The sequence below is a fragment of the Rhizobium sp. Leaf262 genome, assembly GCF_001422245.1.
Lineage (GTDB): Bacteria > Pseudomonadota > Alphaproteobacteria > Rhizobiales > Rhizobiaceae > Agrobacterium.
This window is the reverse complement of the sequence record NZ_LMMM01000015.1, coordinates 262,393-284,966: the sequence shown is the minus strand read 5'-3', so window position 1 is coordinate 284,966 and position 22,574 is coordinate 262,393. Positions and strand designations below refer to the sequence as shown.

The 22,574-nt window shown below is 57.4% G+C and carries 18 protein-coding genes; 12 read left to right on the top strand and 6 right to left on the bottom strand.

Going from position 1 to position 22,574, the window contains the following annotated elements; translation table 11 throughout:
• Nucleotides 1-30 precede the first annotated feature (30 nt).
• The 3 genes from ASF29_RS13860 to ASF29_RS13850 all read left to right on the top strand — a co-directional run bounded on the left by ASF29_RS13860 (nt 31) and on the right by ASF29_RS13850 (nt 3,643).
• On the top strand, nt 31-1,077 hold the full coding sequence (locus ASF29_RS13860) for a class I SAM-dependent methyltransferase (protein WP_062451244.1): 1,047 nt from the start codon (nt 31-33) through the stop codon (nt 1,075-1,077).
• 139 nt (nt 1,078-1,216) lie between these two features.
• Nucleotides 1,217-2,038, top strand: coding sequence for a bifunctional allantoicase/(S)-ureidoglycine aminohydrolase (locus ASF29_RS13855; RefSeq protein WP_062451314.1), 822 nt, complete (start codon nt 1,217-1,219; stop codon nt 2,036-2,038).
• 150 nt (nt 2,039-2,188) lie between these two features.
• Nucleotides 2,189-3,643 (top strand): sensor domain-containing diguanylate cyclase, encoded by a 1,455-nt coding sequence (locus ASF29_RS13850; protein WP_062451243.1) that lies wholly within the window; start codon nt 2,189-2,191, stop codon nt 3,641-3,643.
• A gap of 33 nt (nt 3,644-3,676) precedes the next feature.
• On the opposite strand, the gene ASF29_RS13845 is transcribed toward ASF29_RS13850, so the two are convergent.
• The 3 genes from ASF29_RS13845 to ASF29_RS13835 form a co-directional block, all read right to left on the bottom strand.
• Complete coding sequence (locus tag ASF29_RS13845; protein ID WP_062451242.1) at nt 3,677-5,113, bottom strand: family 16 glycosylhydrolase; 1,437 nt, start codon at nt 5,111-5,113, stop codon at nt 3,677-3,679.
• 188 nt (nt 5,114-5,301) lie between these two features.
• Nucleotides 5,302-6,096 (bottom strand): hypothetical protein, encoded by a 795-nt coding sequence (locus ASF29_RS13840; protein ID WP_062451241.1) that lies wholly within the window; start codon nt 6,094-6,096, stop codon nt 5,302-5,304.
• Nucleotides 6,097-6,221: 125 nt separating this feature from the next.
• Nucleotides 6,222-7,238 carry a citrate synthase gene (locus tag ASF29_RS13835; protein ID WP_244473556.1) on the bottom strand — a complete coding sequence of 339 codons (1,017 nt, stop codon included), beginning with the start codon at nt 7,236-7,238 and terminating at the stop codon, nt 6,222-6,224.
• 263 nt (nt 7,239-7,501) lie between these two features.
• Here ASF29_RS13835 and ASF29_RS13830 point away from each other — a divergent pair, with 263 nt between their 5' ends.
• Complete coding sequence (locus tag ASF29_RS13830) at nt 7,502-8,626, top strand: citrate synthase/methylcitrate synthase (protein WP_062451240.1); 1,125 nt, start codon at nt 7,502-7,504, stop codon at nt 8,624-8,626.
• 42 nt (nt 8,627-8,668) lie between these two features.
• On the opposite strand, the gene ASF29_RS13825 is transcribed toward ASF29_RS13830, so the two are convergent.
• Genes ASF29_RS13825 through ASF29_RS13815 form a run of 3 tightly spaced genes read right to left on the bottom strand, consistent with a single transcriptional unit; the run spans nt 8,669 to nt 10,844 of the window.
• The gene (locus ASF29_RS13825; RefSeq protein ID WP_062451239.1) at nt 8,669-9,547 is read right to left on the bottom strand and encodes an amidohydrolase family protein; all 879 of its coding nucleotides are present in this window, start codon (nt 9,545-9,547) and stop codon (nt 8,669-8,671) included.
• A 21-nt stretch (nt 9,548-9,568) separates the two neighbouring features.
• Nucleotides 9,569-10,021, bottom strand: a complete 453-nt coding sequence (locus tag ASF29_RS13820; protein WP_062451238.1) for a MarR family transcriptional regulator — start codon at nt 10,019-10,021, stop codon at nt 9,569-9,571.
• A 28-nt stretch (nt 10,022-10,049) separates the two neighbouring features.
• Complete coding sequence (locus tag ASF29_RS13815) at nt 10,050-10,844, bottom strand: crotonase/enoyl-CoA hydratase family protein (RefSeq protein WP_062451237.1); 795 nt, start codon at nt 10,842-10,844, stop codon at nt 10,050-10,052.
• Between the two features lie 140 nt (nt 10,845-10,984).
• Here ASF29_RS13815 and ASF29_RS13810 point away from each other — a divergent pair, with 140 nt between their 5' ends.
• From ASF29_RS13810 to ASF29_RS13775, 8 genes are all read left to right on the top strand, one after another.
• Nucleotides 10,985-12,841 carry a feruloyl-CoA synthase gene (locus ASF29_RS13810; RefSeq protein WP_062451236.1) on the top strand — a complete coding sequence of 619 codons (1,857 nt, stop codon included), beginning with the start codon at nt 10,985-10,987 and terminating at the stop codon, nt 12,839-12,841.
• A complete protein-coding gene (locus ASF29_RS13805; RefSeq protein ID WP_062451235.1) occupies nt 12,838-13,599 on the top strand; it encodes an SDR family NAD(P)-dependent oxidoreductase in 762 nt (253 codons plus the stop codon). The genes ASF29_RS13810 and ASF29_RS13805 overlap by 4 nt, the downstream gene beginning before the upstream one ends.
• Before the next feature lie 7 nt (nt 13,600-13,606).
• Entirely contained in the window at nt 13,607-15,238 is a 1,632-nt protein-coding gene (locus tag ASF29_RS13800; protein WP_082453508.1) for an acyl-CoA dehydrogenase family protein, read from the top strand.
• A gap of 13 nt (nt 15,239-15,251) precedes the next feature.
• Nucleotides 15,252-16,394: an ABC transporter substrate-binding protein gene (locus ASF29_RS13795; protein ID WP_062451234.1), complete on the top strand. Its 1,143-nt coding sequence runs from the start codon at nt 15,252-15,254 to the stop codon at nt 16,392-16,394.
• A 92-nt stretch (nt 16,395-16,486) separates the two neighbouring features.
• Nucleotides 16,487-17,521, top strand: a complete 1,035-nt coding sequence (locus tag ASF29_RS13790; RefSeq protein ID WP_062451313.1) for a branched-chain amino acid ABC transporter permease — start codon at nt 16,487-16,489, stop codon at nt 17,519-17,521.
• A 2-nt stretch (nt 17,522-17,523) separates the two neighbouring features.
• Nucleotides 17,524-19,299, top strand: a complete 1,776-nt coding sequence (locus ASF29_RS13785) for a branched-chain amino acid ABC transporter ATP-binding protein/permease (protein WP_062451233.1) — start codon at nt 17,524-17,526, stop codon at nt 19,297-19,299.
• Complete coding sequence (locus ASF29_RS13780) at nt 19,296-20,012, top strand: ABC transporter ATP-binding protein (RefSeq protein WP_062451232.1); 717 nt, start codon at nt 19,296-19,298, stop codon at nt 20,010-20,012. The genes ASF29_RS13785 and ASF29_RS13780 overlap by 4 nt, the downstream gene beginning before the upstream one ends.
• A gap of 339 nt (nt 20,013-20,351) precedes the next feature.
• Nucleotides 20,352-22,574 carry an EAL domain-containing protein gene (locus tag ASF29_RS13775; RefSeq protein ID WP_062451231.1) on the top strand — a complete coding sequence of 741 codons (2,223 nt, stop codon included), beginning with the start codon at nt 20,352-20,354 and terminating at the stop codon, nt 22,572-22,574.

Sequence of the window (22,574 nt, the reverse complement as noted above, 5' to 3'; positions counted from 1 at the left end):
ATTAACAAGGTGTTAATCAGGAGAGTACGAGTGTCCCAACTTGTGAATAGAAGTTTTGATGGCGAAAGTCTTATTACTCCAGAAGCAATATCCGGCGAAATTTTTGCAGACAGAAATGACAATTTTGAAGAGCATTTCAGCAGTGGAAAAGCAGATGTCGCTCTTATCCTGAGCGTCGCAATCCAACAGTTCGAAAATGGACGCCCACCCCAGCAAATTATACATCAGGTCGCTGGGCGGTTACACAAAATCAGAGAAAAGTACGACTCAGGAGTGTGGAAGGAGCTTATCCCTCTCATTCAAAGCCATGAAGTATCCGAATATTTCCTCGAGGACCCTTTTACCTATTGGTCCCATGAAAAGCCCCGGGGTTACTCCGGCGATGCCCAATTGCTGGACTTCATTTACGGTCATCCAAGCGTTCAGCACCGAATTGACACAGCGTCCCCGATCGGCGCTGCCCTTTACGAATATACGAAAGATGCTTCCTCTTCAGTCGCTGTCAGAGAGCGTCGGGATATCCTGACGCGGCACGTCGACGACATCGCTGGCAAGGTGGGGTCAGAAACGGAGATATTGACGATTGCCGCAGGACACCTGCGGGAGGCCAACGGATCTGTTGCCTTGGGGAATGGCGGGATCAAGCGTTGGGTGGCGCTCGATCAGGACCCGCTGAGCATCGGCGCGATCACCCGCGATTTCGGTCATACCTGCATCGAGGCGATCGATGGTTCCGTTCGCGGACTGTTGTCCGGTCGCCAGCAATTGGGATTATTCGATTTCGTTTACGCCGCTGGCCTTTATGACTATCTCACCGACAAAGTTTCCATAAAGCTGACCCAGCGCTGCCTCGATATGTTGAAACCGGGCGGCACGTTCCTCTTTGCCAATTTCTCGCAGGATATCGGCGTGGATGGCTACATGGAAAGCTTCATGAACTGGGCGCTGCTTCTAAGGACCGAGCAGGACATGTGGAACATCATCAATTCGAGTGCCGACCCCTTGATGATCGAGGCAGAAGTGTTTTTCGGCGAAAATCGCAATATCGTCTATGGCGTCATCCGCAAGAAGGTCTGATTGCCACGGCTGTGAGGACGTCGAACTGCCCGGACGGCGGTGCGGCGTTCTCGCTGCGAAATCTGTTTCAGGGCGATTCCATTTGATCCCGAAAGGCATTAAAGCAGTCCATGAAATTAGCATGAGGTTGGAGTGCATCATGGCAAAAAATCGATACTACGCGGATTTCGGTGGGCTTCCCGGTCAGACGGAGCTTCTCTCAAGCAAAGCCACATTCACGACGGCCTATGCGGTTATTCCAAAGCGGGTCATGTCGGATATCGTCACCAGCGTCCTTCCGCACTGGGACGCGACACGCGCCTGGATCATCTCCCGACCGATGACCGGTTTTTCTGAGACATTTGCTCAATATGTGATGGAGGTCATGCCGGGAGGTGGCAGCGACAGGCCCGAGCCCGACGCAAGAGCGCAGGCGGCACTCTTCGTGGTGGAGGGTGAAATGACGATCGAGCATGCGGGATCGCACCATTCGATGCGAGCCGGTTCCTTTGCCTACATCCCCGCTGGCAATGCGTGGAAAATCCGTGCCACGGGGCAAAGCCCTGCCAAATTTCATTGGGTCCGCAAAGTCTTCGATGTGGTCGAGGGACTGGAGTTGCCGCCAGCCATCTTCACCCATGAGGATGAGCATGAACTTTCGGCGATGCCGGAGACCGATGGCAAATGGGCGACGACGCGCTTTATAGATCCTGCCGACGGTCGTTACGATATGCACCTCAACATCGTCACCTTCGAGCCCGGTGCGACCATTCCCTTCATGGAGACCCATGTCATGGAGCATGGTCTCTTCGTTCTGGAAGGCAAGGCGGTCTATCGGCTGAACAATGACTGGGTGGAGGTCGAGGCTGGAGACTTCATGTGGCTGCGAGCCTTTTGTCCCCAAGCCTGCTATGCAGGTGGCCCCGGTCGCTTCCGCTACCTTCTGTACAAAGACGTCAATCGCCATGTTAAGCTTTGGTAATTTGCTTTTTCTCGCAATTGCGTAAAACTGGTGCCTATGGTGCACTGCACCAGCCATGTGGCCTCTGCTCTACAAGGCCATCTCGCTTACGGTTCTCGCGGATGTTTGTCGCGCGAACGACTCCGAAGTCGTAAATCCGAGACCATGCCCATGACGCAGTCACTTGATGCAAATATCTTCGACCTCGCTCCCGTTGCGATGTGGATCGAGGACTTTTCAGACGTGAAGCGGCAGTTCGATATCTGGCGTCAGCAAGGTGTGGCGGATATCAGGGCCTACCTTCTCGAAGACCTCGGTCGCGTGCAGGCCTGCTCTGAGAAAATCCGGGTGTTGAAAGTCAACGACAAGACGCTTGAACTGTTCGCCGCGCGTGATTTCGACCACCTGCTTGCCAATCTGCAGCGGGTCTTCCGCGACGACATGCTCGAAAGCCACATCACGGAGCTCGAGGCACTCTGGCAGGGGAAATCCAGATTTTCGAGCCATGCTGTGAATTATTCGCTCAGCGGTCAGAGGCTGGACATACAATTGCGCGGTGCGGTCATCCCCGGTTACGAAGATACGCTGGAGCGCATCCTTATCACCACGGAGGACGTGACAGAGCGCGAAGAAGCCCGGCGGCTCGAGCAAAGCAACCGTCGCTATGCCGAAGGTATGTTCGAGCACTCCCCGGTATCGCTCTGGGTCGAGGACTTCAGCCACATCAAGCGACTGATCGAAGACATCAAAAGCAGAGGCATTGTCGATTTCCGTATTTTCATGGATGTTCATCCAGAATTCGTACGTCAGTGCATGAGCGAAATCCGGGTGATCGAGGTCAACAAGGCGACTCTCGATCTCTTCTGCGCTGCCGATGAGCAGACGCTGATGCACCGGCTAGGCGACGTGTTTCGCGATGAGATGGACAAGGCCTTTCGTGAACAGTTGATCGATCTGTGGAATGGCGTCCTGTTTCAGCAGCGCGAAGTGGTCAATTATGCGCTCGATGGCTCGGAGCGCCATCTACTTCTTCACTTCTCGGTCTTTCCAGGTCATGAACATGACTGGTCGCTGGTGCAGGTTGCGCTGACCGACATTACCGCGCGCAAGAAGGCGGAAGCCTATCTGGAATATCTCGGCAAACACGACGTGTTGACGAAGCTCTACAATCGAGCCTTTTATTCGGACGAACTGAACCGTCTGGAGCGCAACAGTTTGCGTCCCGTGTCAGCCATCATCATCGATCTGAATGCCCTCAAACAGGCCAATGACACGCTGGGTCACGACGCGGGCGATCAGCTTCTGCGTCGGCTGGGGGAGGTTCTGAATGGTGTTGTAACGGCACCCAACCATGCAGCCCGAATAGGCGGTGACGAATTCGCGGTTCTGATGCCGGGTGCCGACAAGCAGGCAGCGTCTACGATGGTCGATACGATCTATGAATTACTGAAGATCAACAACCAGTTCTATTCGACTGCACCGCTCGGTATCTCCATCGGCGTTGCTACCAGCGAACCGGGAGAGACGCTGGAAGCAATGATCAGGCGTGCGGATATCAACATGTACGAGCAAAAGAAAGCGCACTACGCCAACGATGCTCTTCGTGCCAAGACGGCGGGCCTGTGACGCGCGTTTCGGCAGACCGGAACGCGCGATGAGTCATACCAGCAAATGGTCAGCAGCGGTCGACTGACCGACGGACGTCGCTGCCGGATCATCGATCGAATAGGCGTGGATGTAATCGATCTTCATTTCCGAACCATTGGGGAGCCCGTTTGCGGGTGTCCCGGCAATTCCGCCGACCGCCAGATTGACCAGCATATACATTGGATCATGCATATCCGCAGGGGTGTCGATCTGTGCCACGGCGACATCGTCGAAATACCAGGTGATATGGTCTTCTTCCCATAGAAGTCCATATTTGTGGAAGCCTTCAGTGCTGCTTACGGTGACGTTGTTGATGGTCGATGTTTGCTGGCCCGATGCGTTGGAGTGGGCGGACAGGATCAGCGTGTTTGGGTTTTGGCCGCGCATTTCCACCACATCCAGTTCGGGCGGCCAGCGTCCGTCCGTGGGCAGCAGCCAGAAAGCTGGCCACACGCCCTGATCACTCGGCATGTCGGCGCGGATTTCGAAATAGCCATAAGTCTGTGAAAAGGAGGGATGGGTGGTCAACATGCCTGACGTGTAGTCATAACCGTTCACAGCGTCAGAAATCGCATCCGGTGTCGGGGCGGCCTTGATGGTGAGTACCCCATTCTGGACGGAGAAGGGATTGACCGACGATGTCGGCTGATAGGCCGGATTAATGTACCATTGCTTTTCAGAGTTCGTGTGAAGGCTTCCGCCTTCGTCGCCCGCCCACCAGAATTTGGGTTCCCAGACGCCTGTTTGCCCGTTGCTGAGCGAAAGCGAATTGAATTCGTCGGTGAAGGTGCTCGTTAGCTGAGATCGATCCAGCGTGAGACGAAACTGATCGGCCGAGAGATCATTCGCCGTCGTATTGGCCATGACCACGCTTTCACCATTGTCGAAATTCAGCCAGAGATTCTCGCCCTTCTGGGTGGAAGCACTCATCAGACTGTCGAACGAGGTTACACCGTAACCGTCCAGACGGATGATGTCGTCAGAGCCGAAATCGGTGACCAGATCCGTGCCGTTGCCTTTGGCAAAAACGAACGTATCGGCTCCGCCCCCTCCGATTAGAACATCGTTGCCAGCGCCGCCATCGATGGTCTGTTTGCCGGACCCGCCACTAATGATGTTGTCGAGACCGTTTCCGAATGCGTTCCGCCCGTCCCCGGTGACGATCAGGTTTTCGATATTGTCGGGAAGCGTGTAGCTCATCCACGTATTGATCGTGTCGATACCCTCGCCGGGCGCTTCCACGGCGCGGTTGATGGTCGAATAGAGATAGTAGATGTCGTCACCGGTGCCGCCGCGCATCGTCACATTGACGCTGCTGTCGCCCCACATCGAATCGTTCCGCGCAGTTCCGTAAAGGTCTGGACCGGAGCCGGTTGCCGAAAAGAAGCCTGTTGATGTGTCGCTGTAATAGAGCGGCTTTCCAAGAGCATTCATGATCGAATTCGCCATCGACGTATCTCCTGTTTAAACTGTCCTCCCAGACAATTCCTCCTGCGAAGAGTGTAACAGCGATGCGGATTTCGTTTGTGGCGGAAATGAGAATAATTGGCTTTCGCACCCTGTGAAAAGTCATGGGTACGCAGCGCGGTCTCACGTTCATTACCGCGCTTCAGGCTGTTTTCGGAAGGTGCTTGGGTTCAGGCGGGCAGGCTGATTGCCAGCTCCGCGATGTCGCCCCATGCCGCCCTGATTGACCTCTGGCCGGATAGTCTGAGCAGCCCGCAGATGCTGCCGGTTGTCACGACCTGACCGCGCCTCAATCCGCCCAGATGGTCAAGCGGTCGATTGGCATAGGCAAGAAGGGGTGCCAGCGCATCACCCTGTGGGTGTTTCGGTTGCGCGGCAAACAGTACGGTTTCATCGCCCTCCAGCACAAGGACAGGGAGCGTCGCATCCTCGTTGGCAACGCGTGCAATAAGGTCACGTTCGATTTTTGGCCCCAGAACGAAAGAATGATTGCCGAGCCGGTCTGCCAGAAACAGGGGGAAAGGTGCCTTGTTTTCTTCTATGAGGCGGTAGCTTGCCAGTTCCGCTCCCAGGTGCACGGATGCCACATGAGAGACGATGTCCTCGCGGCTGTACTCCTGGCCTGGCGCGGGTGGGGGAATGTCGTTTGCAAGCACGAAGCACAGTTCGATCTCGACACCCACGCAGCCCGGTTTGGGGACTTCGAGCGCGGTCGGCGTATCGGTATCGTAGACATCGAGAAGTGGGGCCGCCACGACGCGACCGCTGTTGGACGTGATCTTCCAGCCGCCGACCGCCTTTCCGATCGCGGCTGTCGCAATGGCCTGCGCCGCCATGCCGGTTTCCAGCGTATCCGGCACAAGACCGCTGCTTTCGAGTTTCGCCACGCTGAGGGATGACTGCTTATTTTCAGCCTCGGCGAGAATAGCGCCAAGTCTTATGTTCGCCTCTGTCATCGTTGTCATGCAACACCCTCCCGTAAGGTCAACTCAGGAGGATTTCATTGCAGTCATTTACGATGCTGGCAAGTGAAGCGCCGGTGCAACATCCCGAATTACATGGTCTTCAACATATATTCGAGAAGAAACAATTATCCTTCATCACCTTGCGGCGACGGTCCGCAATAGCGGGCCCGCGGGCGGATCAGTTTTTTCTCTCGAAACTGCTCGAAGGCATGTGCCATCCAGCCCACCGTGCGCCCGATGGCAAACAGCGTCAACGCGGCGCCCGGCGGCAGTCGCAACTCACGGCGAACGGAAACGAGCGCGACATCGATCGTCGGAAGCTTGCCGGTGGTTTCGGCCATCGTCTGAACCAGCGATTGCCTTTTCTCATGGTGAGGCAACAGAGCAAGAAGGGCTGCCGCTCTCGGATCGCCATCTGGATAAAGCGGATGTTCGAAGCCGGGCAGGGTGTCGCCGCGCCGTAATCTTCGCTCCACGACAGTTGCAGCGTCGGACGCCCCTTCAATTTCATCGAACAGAATTTCCACAAGGCTCGTCATGCCACCATGCAAAGGTCCGCTCAACGCAGAAAGTCCGGCGTCAAGACATGCACCCAGCGATGCACCGGTCGAGGCGACCACACGTACGGCAAAGGCTGAGGCGTTCAACTCATGGTCGGCAAGCAGCACCAGCGCACGGCGGATGATGTCTGCCCCAGCAGCATCAAGGCCCCAGCAGGTTGCAAGGTGATGGTGGGTGGCTTCGTTTGCAGGCTGGCTTGCAATTGCGGCAGCCGTCATGGCACGCAGAAGTGCGGCGGCGCTCTGCCAGAGCGTTTTGTTGTCTCTTTGCCATGCGGTCACTCGGGCCGCGTCCACGAAGGACAGCAGAACGTGGCATCGTTCCGTCAGCGGTAAAGGCCGCGTCAATGCTAGCAGCGCTTCGTTCCAGGGCGAGGTTCTGACCGATGCAAAAGGATCGCTTTCGCCGCATTCCCACAGGTGGCGCGCCAGATCTTCCAGCGTGTTGGTCTTTGCGAGCTTTTGCACGTCGCTGCCGCGATAAAAGAGCTTGCCATCCTGAATCAAAGTGATGCCGGACGGCAGAACCGGCAGCCCCCAATCCAGCGTGGTAGCCGCCACTTCACGCGGTTTTCGTCCCACGCTTTTGTTCTTTTTCAAAAGCTCTATGTCATGATTGCTGTACATCCGCCGCCGCGGATCGTCGGGCGCTTCAATCGTTTTTACCAGTCCGCGACTGACATAGGCTTAAAGAGTTGCTCGGCTAATGCCGAGTGTTCTGGAGGCGGTGTCCGCGTCGATAAATTGGTCAGTTCTGCTCATATTTCGACATTGATTGATTGAATCAAGATTGATTATATTGATTCAATCATCATCCTTACGAAAGTCAACCCGTGAGGATAATCATGAACACCTTATCGAATACTTCGCATTCTGCCGCCGTTCCAGAAACGCTCAGCCCGGGTTTGGAAAACATCGTCGCTGCCGAAACCGTGTTGAGTCATGTCGATGGTGCGGAAGGCAGGCTGATCGTACGGGGGTATGATCTGGCTCAACTTTCCAGCCGCAGCTTCGAAGCAGTTCTCGGTCTTCTCTGGAGGGACTTTGCTGCTGGTCCCAGTAGCGAGGCGGAAATAGCCGCTGCGCTGGGCCGGGCGAGAGCCCGAATATTCCCCTTAGTGAAGGACGGTCTCGCAGCCACAGCAGAGCTCACGCAGGTCGAAGCGTTGCGACTGCTTCTTTCGCAGCTCTCAGATGAGGAGACAGATTATCACTATATCGTCGCGGTTGCTGCGGTTCCGGTCTTTGCTGCTGCCATCGCCCGCAGTCGCGCTGGCCTCGACCCTGTCGCGCCCGATCCAGACGTGAGCCATTCGGCGGACTTCCTGAAAATGCTGCACGGCAAAGAGGTTGGTTCGGAATTGGTCGGCGCGCTCGATACATATCTCGTCACGGTGGCGGATCACGGTCTCAATGCCTCAACATTTACAGCACGCGTCATAGCATCGACGAAAGCGGGCATGTTCTCCTCGGTCATTGGCGCTTTGTGCGCGCTCAAAGGGCCATTGCATGGCGGCGCACCAGGCCCGGTGCTGGACATGCTCGACGCCATTGGCGCCGAACACAATATTCAGTCGTGGCTTACGGATGCGCTTGGGCGAGGGGAGCGTTTGATGGGTTTTGGTCACCGCATCTATCGCGTTCGTGATCCGCGGGCAGATGTGCTCAAGACCGCAGTTGCTGCATTGCGCGATAGCGGTGGACGTATAGGCTTTGCCGAGGCGGTCGAGCGCGAGGCCTTGGCATTGCTGGCACAGAAGAAACCGCTGCGACCGCTGCAAACCAATGTCGAATTCTATACTGCGCTTGTGCTTGAATCCGTCGGTTTCCCACGGGAGAGCTTCACCAACGTCTTTGCCGCAGGACGCATGGCGGGCTGGACCGCCCATGTGCTGGAACAGGACCGGGTCGGAAAGCTCATCCGTCCGCAATCGCGATACATCGGTCCTTCACCACAGCGCACGCTTTAATACTTTGCCCGGTGCGGCAGCGCGCTGCACCGGGCAACACTCTTACAACTTGAAAAGCTTGCGGGCGTTTTCTTTGAGAATGAGGGGGCGAACGTCGTCGCGAATATCGATCTTCTCGAAATCGCCGAGCCAGCGATCCGGCGTGATGGCGGGCCAGTCGGAGCCGAAAAGCATCTTATGCTTCAGCAGTGTGTTGGCATATTGGACGAGAATGGGGGGGAAGTATTTCGGAGACCAGCCGGACATGTCGATGTAGACATTGGGCTTGTGTGTGGCGACAGCCAGGGCTTCTTCCTGCCAGGGAAAGGAGGGGTGCGCCATGATGATCGGCATGTCAGGAAAATCGACTGCGACGTCGTCAAGGTGGATCGGGTTGGAATATTTCAGCCGCATGCTCATACCGCCACGAAGGCCTGCACCTACACCGGTCTGCCCGGTATGGAACAGCGCGATCGCTCCCTCTTCCTGAATGGCTTCATAGAGCGGATAGGCACTCCGATCGTTGGGGTAAAAACCCTGCATTGTCGGATGAAACTTGAAGCCCTTGACGCCGAACTCGCGGACCAGACGTCGAGCCTCACGCGCGCCCATCTTGCCTTTTGCCGGGTCGATTGAGGCAAAGGGGATCATGATGTCGCTGTTCTCTGCGGCGATCCTTGCCACCTCCTCATTGTCATAGCGACGAAAGCCCGTTTCGCGCTCGGCATCCACGGGGAAGATCACGCAGCCGATCTTGCGCTCACGATAGTAGCTGGCCGTTTCCTGCACCGTGGGCAACATGCCCTGTGCACCGGCCGGGTTTCTGAAATAGCGGGCCATGCCGGCCTGAAATTCGTGATAGCCATCATCACGCTGGCAACCGCATGGCTCTTCGGCGTGCGTGTGCACGTCGATGGCAACGAGCTCATCGATGTTCATCATGTCCTCCCATGAAAACTTTTGTCAGATACCGATAAATTTTCGCAACAAGACCAGGAGCTGCTGCCGTTCCGCCTCGCTAAGCATGGAGCCCACGCCCTCCTCATAGGCAAAGAACCAATCGGACGCGATTTCCGCTTCCTTATCGCCCTTCGCCGTCAGGGTGAGTTCTACCGCCCGACGGTCCTCGTCAGGAATGTGCCGCGATAACAGCCCTTGATCTTCCAGTGCGCGGATCAGCTTGGTCATATGTGCGCGCTTGATCATCAGGCTCTGGCCAAGGATGCTTTGCCTGATGCCTGGATTGTTGCGGATGACCCACAGCACGGAGAACTCGCCGGGCTTCAGCCCGCGTTCGCCGACTTCCGAGAAAAACTGCTCGTAGACCCGCAATTGTGCCAGTCGAAGCAAAAATCCCGGCGCAGTGTTCAACCGCTCGAGATCGACTTTTTCACAGGTGCGAACCAGCGTATCCATGTCTCATCCTTGGTCTGCGCTATAAGGGTCAGGTTGCGCCTGGCGCTTTCACCTTGGCAACCCGCTTTTCGAGAAAAGCCCGAAGTCGCTCCTCCGCTTCCGGGCTTGTTGCCGTAAACGAGGAAATGAAGGATTCGACGAAAAGCCCGTCCTCCTTTGCCATATCCTGAATGCGCGGCAAGGCGTTTATGACAGCATAATTCGAGATTTCCGCATTGCTCGCAGCTTTTCGTGCAAGCTCCATGGCCTTTTCGACGGCGTCGCCTGCTTCCACCACATATTGCGTGATGTTCCAGCGTTCGGCCTCGTCGGCAGACACCACCCGTCCCGTGAGCATCATGTCGGTCATGCGCGCCACCCCGGTCAGACGCGCAACCCGCACGGAACCGCCGCCGCCGACGAAGATGCCGCGCTGGCCTTCCGGCAGGGCAAAAAAAGCGGTCCGGTCGGCGATCCGTACATGGGTCGCAGCAGCCAGCTCGAACCCGCCGCCGATGACCGCACCATGCAGTGCCGAAAACCAGGGGATTGTGCCATGTTCGATCCCCGCGAAAACGGCGTGCCAACGGCGTGAGCCGCGCACGCCCTCGATCGGGCTCTTCTTCACATGTTCGGCCAGATCGAGACCCGCACAGAAATGATCTCCGTGGCCAAACAGAACGGCTGCCTTTGCCTCGTTCTGTGCGCGCTCCACCGCCTTGGCAATGGTTTCCACGAAAGCGTCACTGATTGCATTGCGTTTTTCAGGTCGATTGAGGCCGACAAGTGCAATATCACCCCGCAGCTCGTAGGTCACAAAATCCCGTTGCTGATGATCGCTCATCGGTTGAAGCCTCCGCACATCACAAATTCAGGTTCTGTGGATTTGATTGTTTACAGATAGATTGTTTCCTTGTAAACAAAATTTAAGGAGCTGACAAAGCGCAACTCCGCACATCACGCGATTGACGTCTGGGAGGAGTCATGAACGAGAGGGCAATTCGACGCGTCAAATTCTGGTCGCCGAAACTCGGCTGGAAAACGGATGACGACGGATCGATCAAGGTCTGGCGTGAAGACCCGCTCGGCCCCTATCCCGAAAAAATGAATGAAAGACTGCTCCATTGGGCAGGCGTTGCGCCTGAGCGTACATGGATGGCGGAACGCGAAGGCGACGGCTGGCGACGAGTGACCTATCGCGACGCCGTGGATCATATAAGGTGCACGGGGCAGGCGCTGCTCGACATGCAGCTGAGTGTCGAGCGCCCGCTTGTTATCCTCGCAGAAAACTCCGTCACGCACGCTCTCATGGCATTGGGTGCGCAGCATGTTGGCATTCCCTCAGTCGCCATTTCACCGAGTTATGCTGCGTTTGCTGGCGAGTTTGAAAAGCTGCGTGATATCGCAAGGCAGGTTACGCCCGGACTTGTTTTCGTTGAGGATGGCAATCGGTTGATGGATGCCGTCGATCATGCATTCGGTGCGGCGATGCCGGTCGTCGTTTTGCGCAATCCGCCTGTGGGGCGGGCCAATACATATTTGTTCGCAGATATCCTTCAAACGGCAGCGACCGTTTTCGTGGATGCCGCTTTCGCACGGACAGGCCCTGATACGATAGCGAAGTTCCTCTTCACCTCAGGAACAACAGGTTCACCCAAAGCCGTCATCCAGACGCAACGCATGCTGTGTTCCAACCAGGAAATGATTGTCGACTGCTATGCGTTTCTCAAGGACGAGCCGCCGGTCCTCGTCAACTGGAGCCCATGGAACCACACCGCCGGTGGCAACAAGCTTTTCAACAACGCGACATATAACGGCGGGACCTACTATGTGGACCACGGCAAACCGTCCCCTCAGTTGATCGGCAGGACGATTGCCAATCTGCGCGAGATTTCTCCCACCTGGTATTTCAACGTACCTGCAGGTTACGAAATGCTTGTGCAGGCGATGCGCAACGACGATGTGCTGCGCAAAAGCTTTTTCAAGGATTTGAAGCTGATGATGTATGCGGGAGCCGGAATGGCCCAGCACACATGGGATGCGCTGAATGCACTGGCCGAGCAGACCATTGGCACCCGCGTGCCGTTGGGTACGGGTCTCGGTGCGACGGAAACCGGGCCTTTCTCTCTTTATTGTACCGCTCCGCAGGACCAGCCGGGCAATATCGGTATCCCCGCACAGGGAATGGAAATGAAGCTCGTCCCTTTCGAGGACAAATACGAGTTGCGTTTGAAGGGCCCGAACGTGACCCCCGGCTATTGGCGCAACGAGGAACTGACCGCGAAGGCCTTCGATGAAGAGGGTTTCTACAGGATCGGTGATGCGGTTCGTTTTGCAAAAGCTGGCGATCCCTCACATGGCTTTTACTTTGATGGTCGCACCGCAGAGAACTTCAAGCTTCAGACAGGAACATGGGTCTCTGTCGGCAAACTCCGGGCCACGCTTGTCGATGACTTCGCGGGTCTCATCCGCGATGCGGTGATCACAGGTGAAAATCGCCAGGAGTTGGGTGCGTTGGTGATCGTGTCCATTCCGGCACTGCAAGAAGCCATTGGCCCGGCTGCGACCAAGATGAAGGAGCAGGACATCCTGACGCATCCGTCGGTCAGGCGCGCACTTATCGAAGCTTTGAAGCGGCACCAGAAGCGGGCCACGGGTTCTGCAACGCGGGTCTCCCGGATACTCGTCATCAAGGACGCACCACGTCTCGACAAGGGTGAAATTACCGACAAAGGGTCGCTCAATCAGAGGGCCATGCTGTCCCTGCGAAAGGATATGGTGGAGCAACTCTATCGTGGGTCGCCTGATGTCATCATGACCGAAAAGGAAGTTGCAGCATGAAGATCGAGGGCTCCAGCGCAGTCGTTACCGGCGGTGGCTCCGGTTTGGGAGAGGCCGTCGCCCGCCTTCTGGCCTCTACGGGCGCGATCGTGCATGTGTTCGACCGCAATGCCGATGCGGCCACCAAGGTCGCCAGAGACATTGGTGGCATTGCGATTGCTGGTGATGTGACCAGTGAAGAAGACGCGGAAAAGGTGGTTGCGCAAGCGGTTCAGGCGGGCGACGGACTGCGCATTCTTGTCAATTGCGCCGGTATAGGTCCTGCAGCCCGCATTCTCGGGCGCGAGGGGCCGATGCCGCTTGCGGCATTCCAGAGCGTCATCAACGTCAATCTGGTTGGCACGTTTAATATGATGCGTCTGGCTGCGGCGCACATGGCCAAAGCCGAGGAGCGGGACGACAAGGCGCGTGGCGTGATTGTCAATACGGCCTCTGTTGCAGCATTCGAGGGGCAGGTGGGACAGGTCGCCTATGCCGCATCGAAAGGCGGCATCGTTTCGATGGCGCTGCCTGCGGCGCGCGAACTTTCGCGCTTTGGCATTCGCGTCAATACTATTGCTCCGGGCCTGTTTCTGACGCCCCTTCTCCACAGCCTCCCGCAGGAAACGCAGGACAGTCTGGCTGCGGCAATTCCTTATCCGGCGCGCTTGGGAGATCCGGCGGAATTCGCCGATACGGTGCGATATCTCATCGAAAACCGATATGTGAACGGCGAAGTCATCCGGCTCGATGGCGCCATTCGCATGCAGGCACGGTAGTCGGGCCATGACGGGTTTCGATCGGCAGGTTGAAAAGACGATCGAACTGCTGGGCAAGACGCCCGGCTGGCGGGCGGTCCGCGCCGTCCATCCCGATCTGGACGACAGTACGGTCTCAGCCATTCTGTCGGAGGCGGCGACTTTTGCCGCAACGGTGCTGGCGCCGCTGCATGGCGTGGGTGACCGGGAAGGATGCGAATTGGTCGATGGCCGGGTCCGCACACCATCTGGTTTTGCGGACGCTTATCGTCGTTTCTGCCAGGCGGGCTGGCTCGGTATGGATTTGCCGCATGCCTTTGGCGGGCAATGTCTTCCTCAGACACTTCAGGCTGCTTGCGCGCCGCTCTTCGAACGTGCCTGTGTTTCGCTGATGATGTTGGCAGGTTCCTCCCGCGCCGCAGGGTTTCTGCTGGCGCAAGCCGCCGACGAAGATACGGCGAAGGAGTGGGTCGGGAAGTTGATCGCGGGAGAGTGGTCCGCGACGATTTGCATTTCGGAGCCTGATGCGGGGTCCGATGTCGGGCGGATCAGGACACGGGGCGTTTTCAAGGATGGCCATTGGCAAATCTCCGGGGTCAAATCCTGGATATCCTTTGGCGATCACGACATTACCACACGCATCGGTCACTGCCTTCTGGCGCGAACGAACGACCAGCCGGGCACCAGAGGGCTCAGCTTGTTTCTCGTGCCTGACGATTTCGAGGGAGTTCGGAACCGTATCGCTGTAGACCGTATAGAGGAAAAGATGGGTCTGCACGGTTCGCCCACCTGTGTTCTTCATTTCGACAATGCGCGGGCCATAATGCTGGGCCGTGAAGGCAGCGGCCTGCCGCAGCTTTTTACGATGATCGAGCGCATGCGGCTTTCGACAGGTTGTCAGGGTTTGGGCATAGCCTGTGCGGCCTGCGATGTTGCTCACATCTACGCCCTGGAGCGGCGACAGGGCGGGCCGGCGGATCATCAGCCCGTCGCTATAGCGGCGCACCCGGACGTGCAGAGGCAATTGGCTGTTCTCGACCGCCAGACGGAAATTCTGCGCGCTGCCGTTCTGGAACTGGCTGCCGCAATGGATTTGGCAACATTATCCAGCGATGACGCGGACCGGGCTTTCCACGCAGATTTTGCGGCATGGTTGCTGCCTCTGGTCAAGAATTTCGGGGCGGAAATCGGTTTCGATACGGCTAGCCGTGCCATGCAGGTTCTCGGCGGCGCGGGCTATACGCGCGAATGGCCTGTCGAACAGTATCTTCGCGATAGCCGTATCATGTCGATCTATGAGGGCACGACCGGCATGCAGGCGCTTGACTTTCTGACCCGCCGCCTGTGGCGGGACGAGGGTCGCGGGCTTGCCGCTTTTGAAACGCTGGCAAGACGCGATATCGAAGCCGCGACAGATCAGCCCTCGTCCAGCCATGCGACGAACGCAATCGAAAACCTGCTGACGATGAGCAAGGAAATGACCCGCCTCTCAGCAGAGCCTGAGGCCGCCTTTTACATGGCCGATGGCTACATGCGGGCTGCTTGGAGTGCTGTGGCGGCGTGGCTTTCGCTGCGCCTGCCTGCCAATCACGGTTGCGATCATCATAGTCACGGCGAGGCCGTCATCACAGGCGCTCGACCATTCACATTCGCATGTTAACGGGAGGAACGACATGAGACATTCACTGAGCAGAGTTGCCGCCTTGGCCAGCGTCGCGTTGACGCTTTCCACGCTTCCAGCGCTTGCCGACATCACCATCGGCGTTACGATACCCACCACTGGCCCCGGTGCGGCACTCGGTATTCCACTGAAAAACTCCATCGAGCTGTGGCCATCGGAAATCGCAGGTGAAAAGGTTCGTGTCATCCTGCTCGACGATGCTGGCGATCCCTCTCTTGCCACGACCAATGCCCGGCGCTTTGCCAATGACGACAAGGCCGATGTGATCATCGGTTCTGCGCTCGTACCGGGTGCCATTGCCGTGGCGGGCGTGGCTGCCGAAGCGGGCGTACCGCATCTGGTTCCATCGCCGTTGCCGCCCCCGGTTGCCAAGGGCTGGAGTTTCGTGTTGCCGCAGAGCGCGGAACTCGTGTCTCGCCACCTTTTTGCAAAAATGAAGGCAGATGGCGTCAAAACGGTCGGTTATATCGGCTTTTCCGACTCCTATGGAAACCAGTGGGTCGACCAGTTCAAAAAGCTTGGTGGGGAGTACGGGCTGAACATGGTGGTGGATGAGCGCTTTGCACGTCCCGACACATCCGTTGCAGGTCAGGTCCTCAAAGTGGTGGCATCGAGACCGGATGCAGTCCTGATTGGCGCTTCAGGTACGGGGGCAGCGCTGCCGCAGCTTGGTCTTCGCGAACGAGGCTTCACCGGCCCAATCTACCAGACGATCGGCGCCGTCACCTTCGATTTTCTGCGGATTGCCGGCAAGAGTGCTGAAAACACCGTTTTTGCCTCGGGGCCTGTGATGGTTGCGGAAGATCAGCCGGATACATCGGAGACCAAGGCCGAGGGCCTGGCTTATGTCACCGCCTATGAAGGCAAGTACGGTGCGGGTACACGCACCCAGTTCGGCTCTCATATGCAGGACGCGATGATCATTCTGAAAAAGTCCGTCCCTGTCGCCCTTGCAAAGGCCAAGCCCGGCACCAAGGAGTTCCGCGATGCGCTGCGTGACGCCATCGAAACTGGCGGTCCATTCCCGGCAACCCACGGCGTCTTCCAGTTCTCAGCCACCGATCATTATGGTCTCGATGATCGGGGTGTCGTTTTGCTGACGGCAAAGGACGGGAAGTTCAATCTGCTGAAATGATCTCAATGGCCGGGCGGCTGCGAAAGAAACAGTGAGACGCAGCCTCCCGCGCTTTGGATCGCGCATGAACACCAACGGATTGGGGAATGGATTTGGACGCCACGATTGCAACCTTTCTGATTCAGGACGGCGTTACCAATGGCGCGATCTATGCGTTGTTGGGGCTGGCGCTGGTGCTGGTCTTTGCGGTGACGCGCATCATCTTCATCCCCCAAGGCGAGTTCGTGGCCTATGGCGCTCTGTCGCTCGCTCTTCTGGATTCGGGAAAAATTCCTGGCACTGCGCCGATGCTGATCGCTTTCGGCATGGCGGCGATGGCGCTGGACCTGTGGGCTCTGCGTCGTGGTTTCAACCTCACATCCTTCATCCGGTCGCTTGTCGTCAATCTGGCTTTGCCGGCAGCAATCTACGGGCTGGTCGCTCTCATGGCCCCTATTGAGCTTCCCGCCATTTTGCGCGCCGGACTCGCGGTTCTCATCATCGCGCCCATGGGCTATTACATCTATCGGATCGTTTACAGACCGTTGGTCGACGCTTCGGTGCTGGTACTGCTGATCGCTTCGCTGGGCGTCCACCTGTTCATGATGGGACTGGGTCTCGTCTTTTTCGGACCCGAAGGTCTGCGGGCCAGACCTCTGGCAGAGGGCAGTTTCCCGCTTGGTCCGCTGGTGGTGACGACGCAAAGCCTCTGGATCTACGGCGTCACGATCCTGATCATCGTCGGGCTCTATCTCTTCTTCGAGAAAACACTGTTGGGCAAAGCTCTGCGCGCAACCGCCGTCAACCGCCTGGGTGCCAGGCTGGTCGGTGTCAGAACCCAGTTGACCGGAGTGACAGCACTGGTACTCGCGGCGATCATTGGCGCGATATCGGGCGTGTTGATCGCTCCGGTGACCACCATCTATTACGACACCGGGTTTCTGATCGGCTTGAAGGGATTTGTCGCCGCCATCCTTGGAGGTCTGGGCAACTTTCCTTTGACGGCGGTGGCAGCCATCGGTGTCGGTCTGGTGGAAGCTTTTTCATCGTTTTTTGCCAGTGCGTACAAGGAAGTCATCGTGTTCGGCCTGATCATACCCGTGCTGGTCTGGCTTTCCTTCGGTGCCGGACACCACGAAGAGGATTGAAAATGAGCAGGCGTACGTTTTCCATCCTCCCGCTTGCTGCCTTGCTGGCTCTAGCGATCTTTCCGCTTTTGCCGGTGCCGCCTTTCTGGCTGACGCTGATGAACAATATCGGCCTTGCTTCGCTGGTCGCCATCGGATTGGTTCTCTTGACGGGCGTCGGCGGGTTGACGTCATTCGGCCAAGCCGCCTTTTGCGGGTTCGGGGCGTATACGACAGCGGTGCTGACGACAGCATACGGCTTTTCCCCCTGGGCGACCTTGCCACTATCGCTTCTGATGGGAGCTGGCATGGCCCTTCTTCTGGGCTTCATAACCGTGCGCCTGTCCGGCCATTTTCTGCCGCTCGGAACCATCGCCTGGGGCCTGGCGCTCTACTATCTCTTCGGCAAGATGGATTTGCTTGGAAGCTATGATGGCATTACGGGAATTCCGCCGCTATCGGTCGGCGGCTACGCGTTTCTCAGCAGCCAATCCATTTTCTACGTCATCTGGGGCTTCGTTATCCTGGTCGCCATCGGCGCGATTAACCTGCTGGATTCGCGTGTCGGTCGTGCCATACGCGCTCTGCGTGGCGGTGCTCAGGCGGCGGAGGCTTTCGGTGTCAACATCGTGCGCGCAAAGCTGACGGTGTTTGTCTTTGCTGGCTTGCTGGCAGCCCTTTCGGGCTGGCTCTACGCGCATATGCAACGCTCGGTCAATCCCACACCCTTCGGCCTGAACATGGGCATCGAATATCTGCTGATGGCCGTCGTCGGCGGTGCAGGCTATGTTTGGGGTGCGATCTTCGGCTCTGCCGTCATTCTTGTGCTGAAAGAGGTTTTGCAACGCTTTCTGCCCGATCTCGTCGGCACGACGACCAATGTCGAGATGGTCGTCTTCGGCTTGTTGCTGGTGGCCATTCTCCAGGTGGCTCGCGAAGGCCTATGGCCGCTTGTCATACAGTGGGTCCGCACGCGCCGAACAGAACGACGCCTGGCCAAAAGCGAAAGCGATCTTGACCGCCGCCCGATGCCCGAGCGTGGTGCGCCACTGCTGACGGTGGAAAAAGCACGCAAGCAGTTTGGCGGTCTGGTCGCGGTCAACGACGTCAGCTTCCGTATCAATGCGGGCGAAATCGTCGGATTGATCGGGCCAAACGGGGCCGGAAAAAGCACGACCTTCAATCTCATCACGGGAATCCTCGGGCTGACGGCGGGTGCCGTGACCTATCGCGGACAGTCCATATCGGGCCTCAATCCGCGCAGGATTGCCCGGTTCGGCATCGCCCGAACATTCCAGCATGCGAAGGTTCTGCCGGAAATGTCGGTGCTGGAAAATGTCGCCCTCGGTGCACATCTCCGGGGCTCTGCCGGTGTCCTGCGCAGTTTCCTTCGGGCAGAGCGCAAGGAGGAGGCGACTTTGCTGGCCGAAGCCGCAAAACAGGTGGAGCGCGTTGGTCTGTCTAGCCTGATGCACCGGCCGGCGGGCGATCTGGCGCTTGGCCAGATCCGCATTCTGGAAATCGCGCGCGCACTGGCGGCGGACCCTGCGCTCGTTCTTCTGGACGAGCCAGCCGCAGGTTTGCGCCACGCGGAAAAGCAGGAGCTAGCCGCTTTGCTCAAGAAATTGCGACAGGAGGGTGTCAGCGTGCTGCTTGTCGAACATGATATGGGCTTCGTGATGGGTCTGGTGGATCAGCTCGTGGTTCTGGATTTCGGAACTCTGATTGCGGATGGAAAGCCACAGGAGGTTCGAACTCATCCTGCCGTCATCGCCGCCTATCTGGGAGGCACCGCATGACCGGACACCTGTTGGAATTGACAGATATCCGTGTGTCCTATGGTCATGCCGAAGTGGTACAGGGCGTCTCGCTGTCGATGCAGCCAGGAAGCATCGTGACCGTCATCGGCGCAAATGGTGCGGGCAAGACGACGCTTCTCAACGCGGCCATGGGCATTATTCCCAGCAGCGGGTCGGTTCTTTACGACGGCAAAGCCGTCCCCCCTTCAGTGGAGGCGCGTGTGGCGGCAGGCTTCTGCCTCGTGCCGGAACGGCGGGAACTGTTTTCGACCATGACGGTGGAGGATAATATCGAACTGGGCGGCTTCCTGCGTTCCCGTCGCGAAAGGACCGAAACCAGCGAACAGCTATATGATCGCTTCCCGCGTCTTCGCGAAAGACGCAAGCAACTTGCCGGAACACTCTCCGGCGGGGAACGGCAAATGCTGGCCCTTGCGCGTGCACTGATGAGCAAGCCGCGCCTGCTGCTTCTGGACGAGCCGAGTCTCGGTCTCGCTCCGCGCATCGTTGCGGATATATTGAAGATCGTTTCGGAACTTCGCGAGAGTGGTGTATCGATTCTGCTGGTGGAGCAGAATGCCCGCGCCGCGCTGGAAATCGCAGACTACGGTTACCTGATGGAATTGGGAGAGGTAAAGCTGTCGGGCCCGGCTTCCGAACTGTCCAGCAATCCAGCACTCATGGAAAGCTATCTGGGAACCGCGCCCGTTTGACCAAGCGACACGGCCAGCCGTATTTCGCCGACGCCTTATGCACGTTGGGCGCGTAAGGACGCCCCCTACAGCTGGCGCTCGAAGGTGCGTTGATCTGCTGTCGTGCATGGGCTCGCAACACTCGAAAATCCGGCTCATATACCGTGATCGCAGCGCGCTTCTTCATTAGTGACAGCAGCGCTTTCCCTTCGGCCATAAAATCTGGCGCATGATTTTTAGGTTTTGTTTGCCATGTCTCGGAATGGTTGTGGCGAATAGCGTTTTGGTACGTCTTTTAAAGCATGAGTTAATGCATGAAAGGCTAGGGTCTGGACCTTCGGGGAAAAGGTTTCAGGCCAAATGGTCGATGACGCACGTAAGGTTGAACGGGAGGGTGGTGAGTTGCAGGCAGGCCAGCCAAGGCTTGTCTGGTATCATTCGCTTTTTTGGAAAATCAATGTTTTCCTCGTTTCCAGCGTTGTCTTGGCCTACATCATGGGAGCGACGATCGGCTGGGTCATGGTCGAGCGGGATTCGCTGGAGCAGTGGCGTCGTCAGGCCGAACTCAACGCACAGGTGACAAGCTCCGCCATCCGCTCCATCTACACCTTCATCGCAATCGACAGTGCCGATGATGGCCAGATTACCAAGATCATCAGCGAACGTCCTCTGGGCGACGATGCTTCCATTCTCGATACCGGGTTCAATCCGTCTGATGTGTTGGGCCTCGCTGCCGCGCAGACCAAGAACAACATCTGGCTCTTTCAGAAAGCCGCGAGCGATCAACCCTTTATCAGTTCAGCCGAGGCGCTGGGGTCAGATAACGGGTTTTCTCTGACGCTTCCCGACTATGTCGACACGAGCAGGTTTTTCGTCGGCTTTGCAGATATCGCCGACATCAAGCATTTCGTCGCCTATGTTCCTATCGTCAACCTCAAGAATGAGCTTCAGGGTGCGGTCGTAACGACCATCGGCGAGGCCAATGCCCTTCAGGAAAGCCAGAACAAGCTTCTGCGCAACTCCTTCCTGCTGCTGGTAACAATTCTGTTGCTGACCGGAGTGGCCGTAACGTTGATCATGCGCAAGGTTTTCAAGCCTGTGCCGGATCTGGTCAGTGCACTCAGCCGGATTGCTCGCGACGATACGCGTTCGATCACCCCGTTTCAGGACCGGCATGATGAAATCGGCCGCTTGGCAGTGGCAATCGAAACCCTGCGTGAAGCGGTTGCCGAGCGGGAACATTTGCGACAGGTCCGCGATGTTGCCAAGCACATGGAGCATCTCGCGCACCATGACCCTCTGACCGGGCTTCCCAACCGGGCGTTTTTTGGAAAGAAGCTTGACGAGGCTCTTGTTCGGATGGCGGAAGAAGGCCAGCGCTTCAATATCATGCTGCTGGACCTTGATCGTTTCAAATCCATCAATGACGGACTGGGCCATGCCAGCGGTGACGCGCTTCTGGTCTCCTTTGCAGAAAGACTGTCGTTGCTGATGAGGCCAGGCGATGTTGCCGCCCGCTTCGGGGGCGACGAATTTGCTATCCTTCAGATGGTACGCAAGGACGCTTTGGTCGAAGCCAGCAAGCTCGCCTCCAACATCATCCGTTCCGCTACGCGTCCTTTCATGCTGCTGGGCAAGGAAATTTCTGTCGGTACCAGCATCGGCATCTGTACCGAAACGTCCAAGGGTGTCGATATATCGGAGCTCTTGAAAAAAGCGGATATCGCGCTTTACGCCGCGAAATCCGAAGGCCGAGGCACGTTCCGCTTTTTCAAGGAAGGCATGGAAATGTCAGGCGAGCGGGGTCATGTCCTCCAGCACGACCTTGACGCTGCTCTGCGCAACCATGAATTCGAACTGCATTATCAGCCGATTTTCTCCGTCATGAGTTCGGCCCCGGTCGGTTTCGAGGCCTTGCTGCGGTGGCGACATCCCAAGCTCGGCTGGGTATCGCCTGCGGATTTCATTCCCGTTGCTGAAAAGACCGGGCAGATCGTTGCGATCGGCGACTGGGTCATGAAAGCTGCTTGTGCCGGTGCCGCAAGGCTGCCAGCAGATTCTTTCATCGCGATCAACGTGTCGCCACTGCAACTTCAGCAGGGCAATTTCGCCCAAAAGGTCAAGGCGTCTCTGGCTGCCTGCGGCATCCCGGCAAGGCGGCTTGAACTGGAATTGACGGAAAGCGCGCAGATATGCTCGCTCGAATGCCGTGAAATGCTGGAAGAGCTACGCGACCTGGGTATCCGCATCGCGCTCGATGACTTCGGCACAGGCTACTCCGGCATCAGCTATCTTCTGACCCTGCCCATCACAAAGATAAAGATCGACCGCAGCTTCATCATGAATGTCGAGCATCATGCAGAGAGCCGGGCCGTCGTGACGAACCTCCTGCAACTGGCAAAAAGTCTACGACTTGAAACCACTGCGGAAGGCATCGAAAACGAATACCAGATGGAATTCGTGCGCCTGTCGGGTTGCACGTCAGGGCAGGGGTATCATCTCGGTCGGCCTGCCAAAATCGAAGACATTCAGCGCATTTATTCAAATTTGTATCCCCGGAAGGTGTCATCGCTAGGAGCGTGA